The organism is Lysobacter sp. DMC104 (genome assembly GCF_056313665.1).
Genome location: NZ_JBQUZW010000009.1, coordinates 15,693 through 29,219 on the forward strand (window position 1 = coordinate 15,693; position 13,527 = coordinate 29,219).

A 13,527-nucleotide genomic window follows, 5' to 3' on the forward strand; every position below is an offset into this window, starting at 1 on the left:
GGCCCGGAACCCGCGCCGTGCGTTCAGTACAGGTCCACCGGGTCCACGTCGAGCGACCAGCGCACCTTGCGTGCGTCCGGCAGGGCGTGGATCCCGGGCAGGGCCGCATCGAGCGCGGCATGCAGGTGGCGGCGCTGCGCGGCGGTCAGCAGCAGCTGGGCACGGTACAGGCCGGCGCGGCGCGGCAGCGGCGCGGGCACCGGGCCGTCCAGCGCGAGGCCGGCCGCTTCGGCCTCCGCTCCCCGGGGTGGGCGCTGGGCGACCTGCAACAGCGCCGCCTTCGCCGCGTGCAGGAAGGTCATCGGCGCGTCGGCGTGTTGCGCCTCGGCACGCAGCAGCGCGAGATGCGCGTACGGCGGGAAGCCGGCCGCCTCGCGCTGCGCCAGTTCGGCCTCGGCGAAGGCGTCGTAGCCGCCGTGCAGCAGGGTGTGCAGCAGCGGATGGTCGGGATGATGCGTCTGCAGCACCACCTCGCCCGGACGCTCGGCGCGACCGGCGCGGCCGGCGACCTGGATCAGCAGCTGCGCCAGTTTTTCCGACGCCCGGAAATCGGCCGAGAACAGGCCTTCGTCGATGCCGACCACGGCGACCAGCGTCAGGTTCGGCAGGTCGTGGCCTTTCGCCAGCATCTGCGTGCCGACGAGGATGCCCGGCCGTGTGCCGAGGTCGGCGAACAGGGTTTCGAGCGCGTCCTTGCGCCGGGTGCTGGCGCTGTCGACGCGCAGCACCGGCACGTCGCCGAAGCGTTCGGCCAGCAGCGCTTCCAGCCGCTCGGTGCCCACGCCCTGCGGTTGCAGCGCGAGGCCGCCGCAGTCGGGACAGGCCGGCGGCGGCGTCTGCCGCGCGCCGCAGTGGTGGCATTGCAGGCGCCGGCCACCGCCGTGCACGGTCATCGGCGAGGCCCGCAGCGGCGTGCTGCAACGTCGGCACTGCGCGCTCCAGCCGCAGTCGTGGCACAGCAGCACCGGCGCGTAGCCGCGGCGGTTGCGGAACACCAGCACCTGGCCGCCGGCGTCCAGCGCCTCGCGGATGCGCAGCAGCAATTCGGACGACAGCCCGGCCTCCAGCGCGCGCTTGCGCACGTCCAGCACGCGCACCGCCGGCGGGCGGGCGTCACCGGCACGGCGGCGCAGGCGCAGGTGCGCGTAGCGGCCGGCGTCGGCGTTGTGCAGCGTCTCCAGCGACGGCGTGGCGCTGCCCAGCAGCACCGGCACGTCCAGCGCCTTGCCACGGACCATCGCGAAGTCGCGGGCGTGGTAGCGGATGCCATCCTGCTGCTTGTAGCTGCCGTCGTGTTCCTCGTCGATCACGATCAGCCCGGCCTGCGGCAGCGGCACGAACACGGCCGACCGAGTGCCGACGATCACCCGCGCCTCGCCGCGCCACGCGGCGGCCCAGACCCGGGCGCGCTCGGCGTCGGTCAGGCCCGAGTGCAGCACGTGCACCGGCACGCCGAGCCGGCGCCGGAAGCGTTGCAGCGTCTGCGGGGTGAGTCCGATCTCCGGCACCAGCACCAGCGCCTGCCGGCCGAGGGCCAGGCAGTCGGCGATGGCGTGCAGGTAGACCTCGGTCTTGCCGCTGCCGGTCACGCCTTCCAGCAGCCACGGCTGGAAACCGGGCCGGGCGCGCAGCGCCTCGACGGCCTCGGTCTGTTCGTCGTTGAGCATCGGCCCCGGCTGCGGCGCCGGCGCGTGCGCCACGGCGGCCACGGCGAGGCGTTCGGCCAGCCCGCGCTTCGCCAGCGCCCGGGCGGCGGCGCGCCAGTCGTCGAAGGCAAGGTCCAGCGCGTCCTCGTCGACGCCGGATTCATCGGCCGCTTCGCCCAGCCGGTCGGCCAGCAGGCGCGGGCGGCCGCGCAGGCGGGGCAATCCGGTGCGGCCGGCCTCGGTCAGTCGCCAGGCCCAGGCATGGGTGTCGGGCAACGGGTCGCCGTGGCGCAGGGCGACCGGCAGCGCGGTCGCCAGCACCTCGCCCGGCGGCGCGTGGGTATAGCGGATCAGCCAGTGCAGCGAGGTCCACAGCTCGTCGGCCAGCAGCGGCACGGCGTCGAGCGCGGCCTCGGCGGCCTTCAGTTCGCCGGCGACGGCCGGGTCGGGATCGCCGATCGCCGCGACCACGCCGATCAGGCTGCGGCTGCCGAACGGCACCCGCACGCGGCCGCCGACCACGGCCGTGCCCGTCGCCGGGGGCCGATAGTCGAACAGGCGCGGCAGCGGCACCGGCAGGGCCACGCGCAGGACGGATCCGGGGGCGGACATGGCCGGCAGTCTAGGGCCTGTCGACGCGATTCGGGGGTTGCCGGGTCCGTGCCCGGACGGCGGTCGCGGCAGGGGGCGACTTGCGCGCGATTGCTGCCCCCGGCCACACGAATGGCGTGCAAGTGGCGGATCGGAAAGGGATTCGCACCTTATCCACACAACCTGTGGACAACTTTGTGCATGACTGGACGCGCGGGCCGTTTTGCTCGGGAAATGCGGGGTATGCAAGACCTCTGGCGAAAAAAACGCCACCCCGTGTAACGCCTTTTGAATCAATCGGTTAGCCGTGAAACATCCGCCGCCGCCGACGTCGCCGCGACGCGTGCGGATCGATATGTCGGAAAAATGACCGCTGTGCACAACCTCTGCCGGGCCGGCTTGATGCGCAAGCCCTTGTCCTGCCGTGGGCGGCCGATTTCGTGACCATTGTCAAGTCGCTCTTTCATGGCCGGGGGGCATCATGGCGGCCCGACGTCCCCCTGCCAGCAGTACTGCATGCCGTCACAGAACACGCTCGATGCCGCCGCTGCGGCGACCGCTCCCGTCACCGGGTTCCTGCGCGGCGTGGAACGCCGGGCCGCCCTGCTGGCGGAACTGCAGTGCGGCGAACTGGCCCGGGGGGACCAGGCGCTGGAAGCCGCGATCCAGACCTTCGCCGAGACCTGCGAGGCCACGCCCTCGTCCGGCTGGCCGCTGCTGTTCTGGAGCACCCTGCTTCAGACCCCGATCCTCAACGCCGAACCGGTGGCGCCGTTCTGGGACGGCGACTTCGCGCCGCTGGCGCGGCTGGACTTCGGCACCCGCGCGGTGCTGCTGCTGCGTGTGGTGGCCGGGCTGGACGACGGCCTTGCCGCCGAAGTCTTCGGCGTGGCACCGCCGGAGTTCAAGCAGGCGCTGCAACGCGCGCTGCCGCAGCGCGAGGACGGCAGCCTGGACGGCGAGGCATGGCTGGCGATGAACGACGAGGCCCGCTACCTGCTGACCCATCTGCCCGCCGACCGCGTGGCCGCGATCGCCCGGCTGCGCGACGCCGCGCTGGCCGCGGCACTGACCGCCGCCGAACCCCGCCCCGCCCCGCGCGCCGTGGCCGGCCTGCCGCTGGGCAAGCCGCGCTGGCTGGGCAAGCTCTGGACCGGCATGGGTCTGGGTTGAGCAAGTCAGGCTGAACGGGTCGGCTTGACCCGGCCGGACCGGGCCGGCTCGTCCCCGTGCCGCCTCAGCGCGTCCCGCGCAGTACCCGTCGCGAGGCCTGGAAGCGATCCCCGAACCGGGCGACGCCGTCGGCGCGCAGCCGCGGCGCATGGTCGCGCAGGTAGTCGTCCAGCGCGGCGCGATCCTGCAGCGTGTACTGCACGCACAGGCCGATGCGCCCCGCGCTGGGCGGCGGCTCCAGCACGTCGAACACCTTCGCGCCCTTGAAGCCCGGCAAGGCCAGGATCTCGGCGACGTGGTCGCGCAACCAGGCGCGGTAGGCGTCCTGGACCGCGGCATCGACCTCGACGTTGACCTCGTAGATCACCTGCGTCGCCGTGCGGCGGGGGCGGGTGGCACGGCCGACTTCCGCCTTCGTGTCCGTCATGATCGTCTCCGGTCAGCTGCTCATGCCCGCGAGTACCGCATAGACCAGCACGAAGCTCAACAGCACGGTGTAGACGCTGCCCAGGATCGTGTATTTCGCCAGCGTCGCGAACCAGCCCTGGCCGTAGACCCGCTTCTGCATCCGCAGCAGGTACAGCGGCACCAGCACGAACATCAGCAGCGAACCGAGCGCCGCCAGCCCGCCACCCGCGGCGGCCGGGACGCCGGGCAGCGAGCCCAGGCCCAGCAGCAGGAAATCGGCGAGCAGCACGACCAACATGAAGGCATGGCTGTAGAACGCCACGACCAGGTGTTCGAGGTAGCCGTAGCGGCTGCGCAGGTACAGCAGCCGCAGGCACAGCGCGAACAGCGGCACCAGCAGGAACAGCGCGCCCGGCACGGCACCCAGCACGAGGCGGATGAATTCGTCGGGCGAGGCGCGCACCTTCTCGGCGTTGACCTTCAGCCGTTCCAGCCGATGCTCGATCCAGCGCTGGAACACGCCTTCGGACTCGGCGGCCTTCTTCGGCGGTTCGATCGCGGACGCAGGCACCGCCGCCGGCACGTCGAGCGCATGCAGCTGCGCAGGCGTCGCCCCCAGTTGCCGCAGGCGCGCGCGCGCCTGGCCGTCGATCTCGTCGTCGGCGACGTCGCCGATGGCGGTCAGCAGCCAGCCGGCGGAGGGGTCCTGCTTCGCCTTCGCCAGCTCGCGCTGCTTGTCCGCGCGCAGCCGCAGCACCTCCTCGACGGTCTTCGCCTCGGCGAAGTCGCTTTCACCGGTGTCGCCCGCGGCGCGCAGGTGCAGGCTGTTGGGCGTGCGCACGGGGGCGTCGCCGGCGTCGATCTGGATCGCGTTGCCGTTGTCGAAATGCAGCGTCAGCTTGCCGACGAAGAAGGTCAGCACCGACAGCACCAGGAACAGCCGCAGCGGCGGCACGTAGCGGGCGCGGTGACCGGCGAGGAAGTTGGCCGCCAGCCGCCCGGGCACGCACAGGTCGCGCAGGGTGCGGAAGAAACGGCCGTCGAGATGCCAGAACGACTCCAGCACCTCCTCCACCGCATGGCCGAAGCTGCGCAGCGGGTTGTGGCCGTGCTGACCGCAGACATGGCAGTAGGGGCCCTGCAGCGCGGTCGCGCAGTTCTCGCACTGCGCGGGCGCGGCGTGGGCGGCATCGGAGGCAGGCATGCGATTCCGGGAGGCGCGGACGTCGGGCGGTAAGATAACAGCCCGTGCGCGACGCCCGCGCCCGGCGCCCCGCCCCTTCCGCCGCCGGTTTCCCCATGTCCCCGCCCGCCCCCGAACGGACCCGCTTCCGCGACGAGCTGCGCACCAGTGCGCGGCTGGCCGCACCGTTGATGGCCGGCCACGTGTCCACCGGCCTGATCGGCCTGATCGACGCGGTGATCGCCGGCCGCCACGGCACCGCGACGCTGGCCGCCGTCTCGATCGGCACGGCGCTGTTCTGGCTGCCGCTGCTGGTCCCGATGGGCACGCTGATCGCGGTGCCGGCGTCGGTGTCGCAACTGGACGGCGCGGGGCGGCGCGAGGAGATCGGCCCGCTGTTCCGCCAGGCGATGTGGCTGGCGCTGGCGCTGGGCCTGCTGATGTTCGCCTTCCTCAGCGTGCTGCCGGCGTCGCTGGGGCTGCTGGGCATCGCGCCGGAGATCCGCCCGGGCGCGGCGGCGTTCGTGTCCGGCATCCGCTGGGGCGCGCCGGCGCTGGCGCTGTACCTGTGCATGCGCTACCTGTGCGACGGCCTGCATTTCACCCTGCCGACGATGGTGCTGGGCTTCGGTGGCCTGCTGGTGCTGGCGCCGGCGGGCTGGGCGCTGACCTTCGGCCTCGGTGGCCTGCCGGCGATGGGCGCCGGCGGGCTGGGCGTGGCCTCGGCGCTGATGCTGTGGGTGCAGGCGCTGGGCATGGCCGCGTACCTGCTGCGCGCACGGCGGTTCAAGCCGCTGCGGCTGTTCGCGCACCGCACCCCGCCGAAGTGGGCGCCGATCCGCCAGTTGCTGGCGCTGGGGCTGCCGATCGGTGTGACCTGGCTGATGGAGGGCGGGCTGTTCGTCGCCACCGCGCTGATCATCGGCCGCCTGGGCACGGTGCCGGCGGCGGCGCACCAGATCGCGATCAACGTCTCCAGCCTCTGCTTCATGCTGCCGATGGCGCTGGCCGAGGCGACCACGGTGCGCGTCGGCCACGCGGTGGGTCGCGCCGATCGCGACGGCCTGCGCCGCGCCGCGCTGGCGGGCTACGCGCTGGTGCTGGGCACGCAGCTGTGTTCCGGGGTGACGCTGCTGGCCGGTGGCCATGCGATCGCCGCGCTCTACACCGGCGACGCCGCGGTGATCGCGCTGGCGGCGTCGCTGCTGACGCTGGCGGCGGCGTTCCAGTTCCCGGACGGCGTGCAGGTGCTGTCGGTCGGCGCGCTGCGCGGACTGAAGGACACCCGCGTGCCGATGGTGCTGGCGGCGATCGCCTACTGGGGCATCGGCATGCCGCTGGGCGCGGTGCTCGGCCTCGGCCTGGGCGGGCTGACCCCGGCGCTGGGGCCACGCGGGATGTGGATGGGCCTGATCGCCGGCCTGAGCGTCGCCGCGGTGCTGCTGGCGCTGCGGTTCCGCCGCCGCCTGTCGCGAACCCCACTGCCGCTGGCCGACGACCGCCGGATTCCGCTGCACGATGCGGCAGAATCGGCGGGCTGACCCGCCCTTCCCCCTCGCTCCGACCCTGCAATCCGTCGCCGTGACGGATGGCGGATGACCGCGGCCGGGGCCACCGGCACACTGACCGCGAACGGAATACCCTCCAGGAGATGTCCCCCATGACCGACCCGCGACCGCGCGGCCCGATCCTCAGCCTGCTCTCCGGGCTGTGGGATGCGATGAACTTCGTCCGCCGCCTGATCCTCAACGTGGCGTTCTTCGCACTGGTCTTCTTCTTCATCGCCGCACTCGGCGCCAGCCGCCCGCGGGTGATGCCGGTCGATGACCGCAGCACGCTGGTGATCGCGCCCGAGGGCAGCCTCGTCGAGCAGTACAGCGTCGACCCGACCAGCCGCGCGCTGGCGCAGGCGCTGGGCGACAAGCGCAACAGCGAAGTGCAGCTGCGTGACCTGCTGCAGGTGCTGCAGGCGGCGAAGACCGACCGCCGCATCGAACGCGTGCTGCTGCGCGTGGACCGCATGCAGTTCAGCGGCTACGCCTCGATCCGCGAAGTGGCCAAGGCGCTGGCCGACCTGCGCGCATCCGGCAAGCAGATCATCGCCTTCGGCGAGAGCTTCGACCAGGCGCAGTACCTGCTGGCTGCGCAGGCCAACGAGGTCTACCTCGACCCGATGGGCGGCATCCTGATGGAAGGCCTCAGCCGCTACCGCCAGTACTACCGCGAAGGCCTGCAGGACAAGCTCGGCGTCGACGTGCACCTGTTCAAGGTCGGCGAATACAAGTCGGCGGCCGAACCCTACGTCCTCGACGCCGCCTCGCCGGCGGCGAAGGAAGCCGACCTGTTCTGGATGAACGACGTGTGGCAGCGCTACCTCGGCGACATCGCCAAGGCGCGCAAGCTCGACGCCGCGGCGCTGGGCGCCGGCGTCGAGACCATGCCCGCCGACATCGCCGCGGTGCAGGGCGACCTCGCGAAGTACGCGCTCGGCAGGAAGTGGGTGGACGGCCTGAAGACGCAGGAAGAAGTCGACGACCTGCTGATCAAGCGCGGCGTCGCCGACGACGGCGCCGAAGGCGGCTTCCGCCAGGTGTCGTTCGGCGAATACCTCGCCAACCTCAACGGCGCCCTGCCCGACTTCGGCGACAAGGGCCACATCGCGGTGGTCGTTGCCGAGGGCGAGATCCAGGGCGGCCAGCAGCCGCCGGGCACCGTCGGCGGCGAATCGACCGCGGCCCTGCTGCGCGAGGCCCGCGACGACGAGGGCACCAAGGCGGTCGTGCTGCGCGTGGATTCGCCCGGCGGCGAAGTGTTCGCCTCCGAGCAGATCCGCCGCGAGGTGGTGGCGCTGAAGAAGGCCGGCAAGCCGGTGATCGTGTCGATGGGCGACCTGGCCGCGTCCGGCGGCTACTGGATCAGCATGAACGCCGATCGCATCTACGCCGACCCGTCGACCGTCACCGGTTCGATCGGCATCTTCGGCATCGTGCCGAACATCACCCACACGCTGGAGAAGGTCGGCGTGCACACCGACGGCGTGGCCACCACGTCGATGGCCGGCGCGTTCGACATCACCCGCCCGCTGTCGCCGCAGGTCTCGCAGGTGATGCAGAGCGTGATCGAGAAGGGCTACCGCGACTTCACCGGCCGCGTCTCCGACGCCCGCAAGAAGCCGGTCGCCGACGTCGACGCCGTCGCCCGCGGCCGCGTGTGGACCGGTGCGCAGGCGAAGGAACGCGGCCTGGTCGACGCCTTCGGCGGCCTGCAGGACGCGCTGGCCGACGCCGCCAAGCGCGCCAAGCTCGGCGACAAGCCCGGCACCTACCACGTGCGCTACATCGAGCGCGAACTGACGCCGTTCGAGCGCTGGTTCGGCGGCTTCGCCACCAGCCGCAGCGGCCGCGCGCTGCTCGGCCATTCCGACGTTGCCCGCGAACTGGTCGCCAAGGCCGCACCGCAGGCGGCGCGCGACCTGGAACTGTTCCAGCGCGCGGTGGAAGACAACGGCAAGGGCCCGCACATCCGCACCCTCGCCTACTGCTTCTGCGGCTTCTGACCGAAGCCGGCATTGCAGGCAACAGGCGACGCCCGGCTCCGGCCGGGCGTCGTCGTTTCGGGGGGGGGGAACTCAGCCGCCGGTGGCGTCGTCGATCGCCTTGCGCTGGTCCTGGCCGGCCTGCTCGGTCTCGGCGCGCACGTCCTTGGCCTGATCGATCGGCTGCTGGATCGCCTCGCGCAGCGCGCCGGGCTGCGTCACGGCCGCGGGTGCGGCGGCCTGCGGGTCGGGCGGGGCATCGTGCGACGGCATTTCGGGCTTCGAACAGCCGGCGAGGGCGCAGAGCAGGCACGGGACGGCGAGGACGGCGTAGGTCAGGCGGCGCATGATCGTGCTCCCGGGGGGATGCGGCTTATCCTACGCCGGTCCCCCGCCACCGCCGCCCACCATGCCCTCCGATCGCTGGCGTCTCGACGGTCAACTCGCCCTGGTCACCGGCGGCAGCGCCGGTATCGGCCGCGCCATCGCCCGCGAACTGCTGGGCTTCGGCGCGCGCGTGCTGATCGCGGCGCGCGACCCCGGCGGCCTCGACGCGGTGCGCACCGAGCTGGAGGAGGAATTCCCCGACGGCGAAGTGCGCGCGTTCGCCGCCGACGTCAGCGACGACGAGCAGCGCCGCGAGCTGCTGGACTGGGTCGACGACCTCGGCGACGGGCTCAACCTCCTCGTCAACAACGCCGGCGGCAACGTCACCAAACCGGCGAACGACTACGGCGAGGACGAGTGGCGCGCGATCTTCGAGACCAACCTGTTCAGCGCCTTCGAGCTGTCGCGCAGTGCCTATCCGCTGCTGACGAAGCATGCGGCCTCGTGCATCGTGAACGTCGGCAGCGTGTCCGGCATCACCCACGTGCGCAGCGGCGCGCCCTACGGCATGAGCAAGGCCGCGCTGCACCAGATGACCCGCAACCTCGCGGTCGAATGGGCCGAGGACGGCGTGCGCGTCAACAGCGTCGCGCCGTGGTACATCCGCACCCGGCGCACATCAGGGAAACTCGCCGATCCCGACTACCTCGACGAAGTCCTGCTGCGCACGCCGCTGGGCCGCATCGGCGAGCCCGAGGAAGTCGCCGCCGCGGTCGCGTTCCTGTGCCTGCCGGCGTCGAGCTACGTCACCGGCGAATGCATCGCGGTCGACGGCGGCTTCCTGCGCTACGGCTTCTGAGCGCGTGACCGACGACGTCCGCACCGCCGCACCGCGGCTGGCGCTGATCGATGCCCTGCGCGGCGCGGCGCTGGCCGGCGTGCTGCTGGTCAACCTCGGCGGGTTCTCGCTGTACTACTTCCTCGACGACGGCGCGCGCGCCGCGCTGCCGACCGCGCGCGTCGATGCATGGCTGCACATGGCGATCCAGCTGCTGGCGCAGGACAAGGCGATCACGCTGTTCTCGCTGCTGTTCGGCGTCGGCACCGCCTTGCAGGCCGGACGCGCGACGACGCAGGGCCCGGGCGACGGCGCGCTGCCGCGCCGGCTGCTGGTGCTGCTGGCGATCGGTCTGCTGCACGCGCACCTGCTGTGGTGGGGCGACATCCTCGCGTACTACGCGATCGCCGGGCTGCTGCTGCTCGCGCTGCGGCGGTTGCCGGATCGATGGCTGCTGGCGAGCGGTTTCGCGCTCGCGCTGTTCTGGCCGCTGCTGACGCCGCTGGCGAACCGGCTGCTGCCCGCGGATCTGCCCGAAGACGCAGTGGCCCACGCCCGCGCGCTCGCCGCGTTTTCGTCGCCGGACGTGGCGACCGCGATGCGCGGCAACGTCGTCTACACGTACTGGAACTGGATGGCGTTCTGGGGCGTGTTCCCGTTCGTGCTGGCGCGGCTGATGATCGGCGACTGGATCGGCCGCCGCGGCATCCTCCAGCAGCCCGAAGCGCATCGCGCGCTGCTGCGCCGCACCTGCTGGATCGGGATCACGCTCGGGCTGGGCACCGGCATCGCGCTGGAAGTGATGGAAGCCACGGGCCTGACCACGATGCTGCTCGAAGGCGGCCGTCTGAGCGAATTCGCGCTGCGCACGCTGCGTCGCGTCTCGCCGCTGGCGCAGGGGCTGGGCTACGGCGCCGGCTTCGCGCTGCTGTTCCTGCAACCGGCGTGGGCGCGACGCCTCGCGTGGCTGGCGCCGATGGGGCGCATGGCGCTCACGCTCTACCTGATGCAGAGCCTGATCGGCGTCGCGCTGTTCTACGGCATCGGCTTCGATCTCGGCCCGCAGGGCGGACTGCCGCTGCGGTTCGCCGCGTGGGCCGCGATCTTCGGCGCGCAGGCGGTCTTCAGCCGCTGGTGGCTGGCGCGCTTCCGCCTCGGCCCGGTCGAATGGCTGTGGCGCTCGCTGGCGGCGGGGCATCGCCTGCCGCTGCGGCGGATGACAACGCAAGACGCGGCCGGCGCGGCCGGTGAGGGATGACCGCTCCGTTATCATGCCGCGGGGCGCATGACGGGGCAGACACGACGATGACGGCGAAGCGGGGCACGGCGGACGCCGCGCGCGGATGCGTCGCGGGCCGGGCGAACGCGCCATGAGCCGGCGCACGCTGTCCGACACCGCCTACGGTTCGCTCGCGGTCTACATCGAATATCTCTTCGGCCTGGTCGCGTCGATCCTCACCGCGCGCGCGCTGCTGCCCGGCGACATGGGCGTGTACAGCCTGCTGGTGTGGCTGGTCGCCAACGCGGTGGTGATCGCCAACGCCGGCATCACGTTGGGTGCGATCAAGTTCATCGCCGAACTGCGCGGCGCCGGTCGCGAAGGCGACACCGCGCGGCTGGTGCGCCGCCTGCGCGGCATGCAGCGCGCGATGCTCGCGATCGTGGCCGCGGTGCTGGCGCTGGTGTTCGTGCTGTTCCGCGAGCGACTGGGCCCGGGCGTGCCGGGCTGGGTGTTCGCGCTGCTGCTGGGCTCGGTGGCACTGCGCGCGCCGTACATGTTCAACATCGCCGTGCTCAAGGGCCGGCAGGATTTCCGCTCGACCGCGCTGGTCGCGGCGATCGGCGCCGCCACCAATCTCGCGCTGATCGTCGCACTGTGGTCCGGACGCACGCTGCCGGCGACGCTGCCCGCGTTCGTCGTCGTCTATGCGCTGTCGAGCCTGGTGTTCTTCGCCGTGTCGCACCGCCGCGCGATGCGCTTCCCCGAAGGCGACGGCGGCGACCGCACGCTGCCGCCCGAACTCGAAGCGCGCATCCGCCACCACCTGCGCGTGGCCGGCGTGACCACGGTGCTCGGCGCGATCGGCGCCAGCGAGATCGAATTGCTCGCGCTCAACCTGCTGAGCGATTCGGCGCACGCCGGCCTGTTCAAGGTCGCGAACGCGCTGGCCTCCGGCATCGCGCTGCTGGTGCCGGGCGTGCTCAGCGCGCAGCTGCTGCCGATGATGGCGAAGGCGCACGGCAGCGGCGGCGGCGAGGCCGGCCGACGCTTCATCGCGATGACGACGTGGCTGTGGGTGCTGGGCGCACCGCTGATCGCCGCCGGCAGCGTGTTCGCCGATCACGCCATCGGCCTGCTCTACGGCAGCGCCTACGCCGCGGCCTCGCCGGTGCTGGTCGCGCTGCTGATCGCGCGCACCGCAGCGGTGCTCGGACAGGGCGCCACCGCCTACCTGCTCAGTGCCGACCGCCAGACCGCGCTGATGCGGCTGACACTGGTGTTCACCGCGCTGCGCGCGATCGGCGCGTTCGCCGGCACGTGGTTCGGCGGGCTCGACGGCGCAGTGGCCGCCACGCTCGGGCTGTCGCTGCTGGCGACGATCGCCACCGTGCAGCTGGCGCTGCGGGTGTCGGCGACGACGCTGCCGTGGGCGCGCCTGCTGCGCATCGGCGTCGCGGCTGCAGTACCGGCGTTGCTCTGCCTGATCTTCGCGCGCCATCTCTCGCCGCTGTGGGGCCTGCTGGCCGGCACCGCGACGTTCGCGACGTTGTATCCGGCGGCGCTGTGGCTGCTGCGCGGCCTCGACGCCGAAGACGCCGGCTACGTCCGCACGTTCGTCGGGAAGCTGCGCCGACGCGCCGCCCCCTGATCGCCCGCCCTCTTCCTCCAGGCCTTTCCGCATGCGCTTCTTCGATCTCCCCGACCGCCTTGCCCGCCATGCCTGGCGCATGCCGCTGCTCGGCCGCGTGCTGGCCGCGGACTACGCACGCTGGTTCGACGCGAACCGCCCGTCGAACCGCTTCCGCGGCGTATACGCAAGCTTCGCCGAGGCCGAGGCCGCGATCCCGCGCGACCAGCGCGTGGGCTACGACCACGACGCGATGCAGGGCATGTACCGCCATCGCATGGACAAGCCCTGCGAGAGCGACTATCCGGTGCTGTTCTGGCTGCGCGAAGCGCTGGGCGCGGAGCGCGGCGCCGCGGACCACGTGTTCGATTTCGGCGGCCATGTCGGCGTGAGCTGGTACGGCTGGCGCGAGGCGATGCGGTTCGCGCCGACGCTGCGCTGGACGGTGTGCGACGTGCCCGCGATCGCGCGCGAGGGCGAAGCGCTGGCACGGGAGCGCGGCGTGCAGGATCGCCTGCACTTCACCAGCGATGCGGCCGACGGCGCCGATGCGACCGTACTGCTGGTCGCCGGCTCGCTGCAGTACGTCGATTTCGGCATTCCCGAACTGCTGGCGAAGATGGGCGCCCGCCCGCGCTGGATCCTGGTCAACAAGCAGCCGCTGCACGACGGCGACACCTTCGTCACCGTGCAGTCGACCGGGCGCGCGTTCCATCCGTACCGCATCGACAACCGCGAACGCTTCGTCGCGGGCATCGTCGCGCTGGGCTATCGCGTGGTCGATGACTGGACCAACCGCGAAGTGTCCTGCCGCATTCCCTTCGTCCGCGGCCACGACGTCGAGATGTACAGCGGCTACTGCTTCATCCGCGACGAGGGTTGAGCGTCGCTTTCCGGTTTTCGCTTTCGGTAGAGCGGCCTTCAGGCCGCTGCTTTTCAAGATGCAACGAAGAGCAGCGGCCTGAAGGCCGCTCTAC

General features: G+C 72.1%; 11 protein-coding genes. 7 read left to right on the plus strand and 4 right to left on the minus strand.

The annotated features are described in order from the left end of the window. Positions 1-23: 23 nt before the first annotated feature. Positions 24-2,258, minus strand: a complete 2,235-nt coding sequence (locus tag ACT53R_RS12445; protein ID WP_476172203.1) for a primosomal protein N' — start codon at positions 2,256-2,258, stop codon at positions 24-26. 495 nt (positions 2,259-2,753) lie between these two features. Here ACT53R_RS12445 and ACT53R_RS12450 point away from each other — a divergent pair, with 495 nt between their 5' ends. Beyond that, positions 2,754-3,410 carry a hypothetical protein gene (locus tag ACT53R_RS12450; protein WP_476172204.1) on the plus strand — a complete coding sequence of 219 codons (657 nt, stop codon included), beginning with the start codon at positions 2,754-2,756 and terminating at the stop codon, positions 3,408-3,410. Between the two features lie 64 nt (positions 3,411-3,474). Here the strand turns inward: ACT53R_RS12450 and ACT53R_RS12455 are convergent, their stop codons facing one another. Together ACT53R_RS12455 and ACT53R_RS12460 are read right to left on the minus strand one after the other, a co-directional pair. Further along, the gene (locus tag ACT53R_RS12455) at positions 3,475-3,837 is read right to left on the minus strand and encodes a DUF4286 family protein (RefSeq protein WP_476172205.1); all 363 of its coding nucleotides are present in this window, start codon (positions 3,835-3,837) and stop codon (positions 3,475-3,477) included. Positions 3,838-3,849: 12 nt separating this feature from the next. Beyond that, entirely contained in the window at positions 3,850-5,022 is a 1,173-nt protein-coding gene (locus ACT53R_RS12460; RefSeq protein ID WP_476172206.1) for a DUF3667 domain-containing protein, read from the minus strand. Positions 5,023-5,117: 95 nt separating this feature from the next. Here ACT53R_RS12460 and ACT53R_RS12465 point away from each other — a divergent pair, with 95 nt between their 5' ends. After that, positions 5,118-6,542, plus strand: coding sequence for an MATE family efflux transporter (locus ACT53R_RS12465; protein WP_476172207.1), 1,425 nt, complete (start codon positions 5,118-5,120; stop codon positions 6,540-6,542). Between the two features lie 119 nt (positions 6,543-6,661). After that, on the plus strand, positions 6,662-8,557 hold the full coding sequence (sppA, locus tag ACT53R_RS12470) for a signal peptide peptidase SppA (RefSeq protein WP_476172208.1): 1,896 nt from the start codon (positions 6,662-6,664) through the stop codon (positions 8,555-8,557). A gap of 72 nt (positions 8,558-8,629) precedes the next feature. Here the strand turns inward: sppA and ACT53R_RS12475 are convergent, their stop codons facing one another. Next, on the minus strand, positions 8,630-8,884 hold the full coding sequence (locus tag ACT53R_RS12475) for a hypothetical protein (RefSeq protein WP_476172209.1): 255 nt from the start codon (positions 8,882-8,884) through the stop codon (positions 8,630-8,632). 61 nt (positions 8,885-8,945) lie between these two features. On the opposite strand from ACT53R_RS12475, the gene ACT53R_RS12480 reads away from it, so the two are divergent. The 4 genes from ACT53R_RS12480 (at position 8,946) to ACT53R_RS12495 (ending at position 13,433) form a co-directional block, all read left to right on the plus strand. Then, the gene (locus ACT53R_RS12480) at positions 8,946-9,722 is read left to right on the plus strand and encodes an SDR family oxidoreductase (RefSeq protein ID WP_476172210.1); all 777 of its coding nucleotides are present in this window, start codon (positions 8,946-8,948) and stop codon (positions 9,720-9,722) included. A 4-nt stretch (positions 9,723-9,726) separates the two neighbouring features. Then, positions 9,727-10,959 (plus strand): DUF418 domain-containing protein, encoded by a 1,233-nt coding sequence (locus ACT53R_RS12485; protein ID WP_476172211.1) that lies wholly within the window; start codon positions 9,727-9,729, stop codon positions 10,957-10,959. 112 nt (positions 10,960-11,071) lie between these two features. Next, positions 11,072-12,571 carry a lipopolysaccharide biosynthesis protein gene (locus ACT53R_RS12490; RefSeq protein WP_476172212.1) on the plus strand — a complete coding sequence of 500 codons (1,500 nt, stop codon included), beginning with the start codon at positions 11,072-11,074 and terminating at the stop codon, positions 12,569-12,571. A gap of 31 nt (positions 12,572-12,602) precedes the next feature. Then, entirely contained in the window at positions 12,603-13,433 is an 831-nt protein-coding gene (locus ACT53R_RS12495) for a TIGR04325 family methyltransferase (RefSeq protein WP_476172213.1), read from the plus strand. Positions 13,434-13,527 lie beyond the last annotated feature (94 nt).

Excerpts from the sequence above, each read along its gene's own strand:
- ACT53R_RS12445 (WP_476172203.1), bottom strand. The coding sequence starts at position 2,258 with ATGTCCGCCCCCGGATCCGTCCTGCGCGTGGCCCTGCCGGTGCCGCTG.
- ACT53R_RS12450 (WP_476172204.1), top strand. The coding sequence starts at position 2,754 with ATGCCGTCACAGAACACGCTCGATGCCGCCGCTGCGGCGACCGCTCCC.
- ACT53R_RS12455 (WP_476172205.1), bottom strand. The coding sequence starts at position 3,837 with ATGACGGACACGAAGGCGGAAGTCGGCCGTGCCACCCGCCCCCGCCGC.
- ACT53R_RS12460 (WP_476172206.1), bottom strand. The coding sequence starts at position 5,022 with ATGCCTGCCTCCGATGCCGCCCACGCCGCGCCCGCGCAGTGCGAGAAC.
- ACT53R_RS12465 (WP_476172207.1), top strand. The coding sequence starts at position 5,118 with ATGTCCCCGCCCGCCCCCGAACGGACCCGCTTCCGCGACGAGCTGCGC.
- sppA (WP_476172208.1), top strand. The coding sequence starts at position 6,662 with ATGACCGACCCGCGACCGCGCGGCCCGATCCTCAGCCTGCTCTCCGGG.
- ACT53R_RS12475 (WP_476172209.1), bottom strand. The coding sequence starts at position 8,884 with ATGCGCCGCCTGACCTACGCCGTCCTCGCCGTCCCGTGCCTGCTCTGC.
- ACT53R_RS12480 (WP_476172210.1), top strand. The coding sequence starts at position 8,946 with ATGCCCTCCGATCGCTGGCGTCTCGACGGTCAACTCGCCCTGGTCACC.
- ACT53R_RS12490 (WP_476172212.1), top strand. The coding sequence starts at position 11,072 with ATGAGCCGGCGCACGCTGTCCGACACCGCCTACGGTTCGCTCGCGGTC.
- ACT53R_RS12495 (WP_476172213.1), top strand. The coding sequence starts at position 12,603 with ATGCGCTTCTTCGATCTCCCCGACCGCCTTGCCCGCCATGCCTGGCGC.